Raw genomic sequence first — 3,838 nt, 5'->3', positions numbered from 1 at the left:
GTTCAATTGACTCATCAAGGGTAGCGATATCGGTGAGCTTCTGGTCAATTTCCTCGGTATCTCGTTCGATGTGTTCCTGAATCAGTTCTGCTCTTGCACCAGCCTGATCTTTTTGCTGGAGGAAATCACGGAATCGTTGGGTCAGAAGGTCAAGTTTGTCCGACCTACCTTTGGTCGCCTCATCCAGCCTTTGCAGTTCAGTCTGCTTGCTGATTCGCTGTGAACCAAGGGCACGAAGCTCTTCCTGGAGCTGTTCAATTTCCTGGTCAAACTCTGTAAGGGAACCTCTCTGCGCAGCATAAGCTTCCTCTGAGCGCTGTTTCTGCTCAATTTTATTCTCTCTGAGCAGGAGAAAAGATTTAAGCGTTGACAACTGCACATCGACTTCCAAAGAGAACTGTTCAGTCTTGAGCTCTCGGTAGCTGATTGCTTTCGATGCCTGATTCTTCTTGGTCTCGTATGTTCGCTTCACTTCCTTGAGGATGGTTTCCACTTGCATGATGTTCTCATCAGTTCGTGCAAGTTTACGTTCTGCCTCCTGGCTCTGGACTTTGAAACGACTTATTCCGGCGGCTTCTTCAAAGATATATCGTCGGTCTTCAGGTTTTGATGAGAGGATTTGGTCAATTTTGCCCTGTTCCAGAATGGAATAGGCGCTCTTGCCGACTCCAGTGTCAAAGAAAAGTTCTTTGATATTCTTGAGCAAGACTCGGTTCTTGTTAAGGTAGTACTCGCTTTCCCCTGTGCGGAATATTCTTCGTCTGATCTCCACTTCTGGTGCATCAAGAGGAAGATGATGTTCTTCATTAGAGATTACCAGGGAAACTTCTGCAACCTGGAGGGGTTTACGATTGTCTGTTCCATTGAATATGACGTCCTCCATCTTCCCAGCACGCAGGGTCTTGGTGGATTGTTCTCCCAATACCCACTTGATGGCATCGACAATATTGCTCTTACCACATCCATTGGGACCGAGCAAACTGGTGATTCCATCGGCAAAATCCAAGCTGACCTTATCTGGAAAAGATTTGAAGCCATATAGTTCCAAGCTTTTTAGAAACAAATTACACCCTCTTTTTGCTTGACGCAGTATTCCGTGCGATTATAGCATAAGTTGGCTTTGGGAAAAAGTAGGAGGTGATGTGTGGAACCGATGCTGTTCAATCTGAACGATGAGAAGGGAGTTGTCTGTGGCTTGGATGAAGCTGGGCGAGGTCCATTGGCTGGTCCTGTTGTGGCAGCTGCGGTGGTACTTCCACCAGATTTTCCCATTGAAATCCTCGGGGACTCAAAGCAACTTTCCGAAAAACAACGCCTAGAGGCTGAAATCATCATCAAGGAACAGTCTCTTGCCTGGGCAGTTGCCAGTGTAACTGCACAAGAAATTGACAAGATCAATATTCTCCAAGCTTCCTTGCTTGCCATGAAACGAGCCTACGAGAAAGTAAAAGCACACATTTCAGTCGATACAGCACTCGTTGACGGAAACCAGAGACCAGATCTTGATTGTACGGTACAGGCAATCATAAAGGGAGATGCCACGATCCCTGAGATCATGGCAGCCTCCATCTTGGCAAAGAACCAACGTGACCGCTTCATGGTGCTCTGTGATGCAAAGTGGCCGATCTACCATTTCGCAAAGCATAAGGGCTACCCTACCAAGGAGCATAGGGAGGCTTGTCTGCTCTATGGGCTCTCTCCCATTCATCGGAAGACATTCTCCATCAAGCAGGAGGGCTCAAGAAAACAGGAGGAGCAGCAGTCACTCTTCTAGGGAGATGAAAAAGGCAGCCTATCGGCTGCCCTCTATTAGTCTTTTTTTGCGTTCTGCTTAATGAAATCCAAGGATTTCTGCAGTTCTTTCAAAAATTCTCCCAAATCTTCTTGGTAGACGATAATCGATTGTCTAATGAACCGCTCACTGTCAGGAGTACCTTTGCTTTCCACCATATTGAGGAACATGTCCCCATAGATGTTCTCTTTTACATTAAAGAAATAAGTCCTGTCATTTTTAACAAGTCTTGTTGAATACACTTCTCCACGTTGTCCCACGCTTTTAATCCTCGCTTAACTGTTTCTATGATACTTGTATCAGTGTTGTGCTCCCTCTGTCAACTGGAGGTGCTCCCTCTGTCAACTGGAGGTACTTGACGGAAATTCCAGAATGTTTTATATACATTGATACAGAGCAAGCGCCTTTCGTATAATGGTATTACCTCAGCCTTCCAAGCTGAAGAAGCGGGTTCGACTCCCGTAGGGCGCTCTAGATAAGAAACACTTACACAATAAAGAATTGAATAGCCCACACTATACGGTGTGGGTTTTTTCTTGTCTCCAGGTTTGCCGGACTTCCATCAGAAACCACATCAAATAGCATTTGTACATAGATAAACTGAATTCTTGCGTTATCCCAAAAGTAAGAGTACGGTAGACGAAGTATGATACTCAGTGCAAGCAGAAGAACCGATATTCCAGCATTTTATGCAGATTGGTTCCTGAATAGAATCAAGGAACGATATGTCTTTACCAGAAATCCCATCAATCCAAGACAGGTCAGTAAGATAGATTTGTCTCCTGAACTCATTGATTGTATTGTCTTCTGGACAAAGAACCCTGCCCCACTCATGGTGAGACTGAACGAACTTGAAGCGTATCATTACTATTTCCACTTTACGCTCAATGCCTATGAAGCTGATGTAGAACCTGGACTGGCAATCAAACACGTATCGTTGGTTGATACTTTCATGCAGCTCTCTGAGAAAATCGGCAAAGAACGTGTGATTTGGAGATATGATCCAATCCTTCTCACTGACAAGTATACGGTGTCATTTCATATTCAGCATTTTGCCACCCTTGCAGAAAAACTGAAGGATGCAACCCAGCGTTGTGTTATCAGTTTCATCGATTTTCCTAAAAGAACGTTTAGTGCAATGAGATCCTTGGGGTACCGAGAACCAGATTTCAATGAAATGCATACAATTGCAAGAGCGTTTTCTGCCATTGCAAGAGAAAAAGGCATTACCCTCGAAACCTGTGCAGAAGCCATAGATCTATCAACCTATGGTATCAGCCATGGGAAATGCATTGATGATGCCCTGATTTCTCGAATCTCTGGAAAACCTCTTCACCTTAAGAAAGATACCAACCAAAGAAAAAATTGCGGTTGTGTACCAAGTGTAGATATAGGCCTGTACAACACCTGCATGCATGGATGCAAATACTGTTATGCCTCTTTCAGCAGGGAAGCACTTCTCCAAAACCGACAAAACTATGATGCATTTTCTCCCCTGCTCTGCAGCAAGATCACAGAGAATGACGTTATACGTGAAAGAAAGGATGCACAGTCCAAAACTATTCTTCAGCCAGATCTCCCATTCGTATCGTCATAGCTCATTCAAGTTTTATTGCAATACACCGATAGTGGTAGCTTATCGCTGGCTGCCTGCTGCTTTTCTTTGGGATAATCTCCCACGGATATAGCTAATCTCCCATAGAAGGTATTCATATGGGAGATTAATTATACTATGTACATTTTTTCTTGAGAGCAACATCGATTCATAACCTGAACATCCAACTCTCAAATTACCAGGAGACAACCTTACTGAGTCTCGTCTTTGCACATAAGCCGTGTAGTCTCTTATGGCCCTCAGGAACCCAAGCACACCCCGATATCCTTTGCACAGGTGATCAGGTAGTGGTCCTTGGGAATATATTTGACAGGACCTGCGACTTTCTCCAGAGGAACGGTCACAATCTTGTTGTCCTGGACTGCCATCATATTTCCCCACTTGTCCTTCATGATCTCCTGGGCACATCGACTACCCAGTGAGGTTGAAAG

General features: G+C 44.6%; 4 protein-coding genes, 1 tRNA gene and 1 pseudogene. 3 read left to right on the top strand and 3 right to left on the bottom strand.

What is annotated here, in order from left to right; all coding sequences use genetic code 11:
- The coding region (locus JF818_RS10045; RefSeq protein ID WP_198891875.1) for an AAA family ATPase at positions 1 to 1,063 on the bottom strand (1,063 nt) is incomplete at its 3' end.
- Between the two features lie 90 nt (positions 1,064 to 1,153).
- Here JF818_RS10045 and JF818_RS10040 point away from each other — a divergent pair.
- Positions 1,154 to 1,774 carry a ribonuclease HII gene (locus tag JF818_RS10040; protein ID WP_198891876.1) on the top strand — a complete coding sequence of 207 codons (621 nt, stop codon included), beginning with the start codon at positions 1,154 to 1,156 and terminating at the stop codon, positions 1,772 to 1,774.
- Between the two features lie 35 nt (positions 1,775 to 1,809).
- On the opposite strand, the gene JF818_RS10035 is transcribed toward JF818_RS10040, so the two are convergent.
- A complete protein-coding gene (locus JF818_RS10035) occupies positions 1,810 to 2,052 on the bottom strand; it encodes a DUF3276 family protein (RefSeq protein WP_198891874.1) in 243 nt (80 codons plus the stop codon).
- Between the two features lie 140 nt (positions 2,053 to 2,192).
- Here JF818_RS10035 and JF818_RS10030 point away from each other — a divergent pair.
- Positions 2,193 to 2,263, top strand: a tRNA-Gly gene (locus tag JF818_RS10030).
- A 175-nt stretch (positions 2,264 to 2,438) separates the two neighbouring features.
- Positions 2,439 to 3,389 (top strand): DUF1848 domain-containing protein, encoded by a 951-nt coding sequence (locus JF818_RS10025; RefSeq protein ID WP_198891873.1) that lies wholly within the window; start codon positions 2,439 to 2,441, stop codon positions 3,387 to 3,389.
- Between the two features lie 257 nt (positions 3,390 to 3,646).
- On the opposite strand, the pseudogene JF818_RS10020 reads toward JF818_RS10025, so the two are convergent.
- Positions 3,647 to 3,838 (bottom strand): annotated as a pseudogene (locus tag JF818_RS10020) (6-phosphofructokinase); the annotation flags it as partial.

The organism is Sphaerochaeta sp. S2 (genome assembly GCF_016406725.1).
Taxonomy (GTDB): Bacteria; Spirochaetota; Spirochaetia; order Sphaerochaetales; family Sphaerochaetaceae; genus Sphaerochaeta.
The sequence above is the reverse complement of the archived record's forward strand: the minus strand, read 5'-3'. Positions and strand labels throughout refer to the sequence as shown.

What these genes read in the sequence shown, in the direction of transcription:
- JF818_RS10040 (WP_198891876.1), top strand. Translation starts at nt 1,154, where the DNA reads ATGCTGTTCAATCTGAACGATGAGAAGGGAGTTGTCTGTGGCTTGGAT.
- JF818_RS10025 (WP_198891873.1), top strand. Translation starts at nt 2,439, where the DNA reads ATGATACTCAGTGCAAGCAGAAGAACCGATATTCCAGCATTTTATGCA.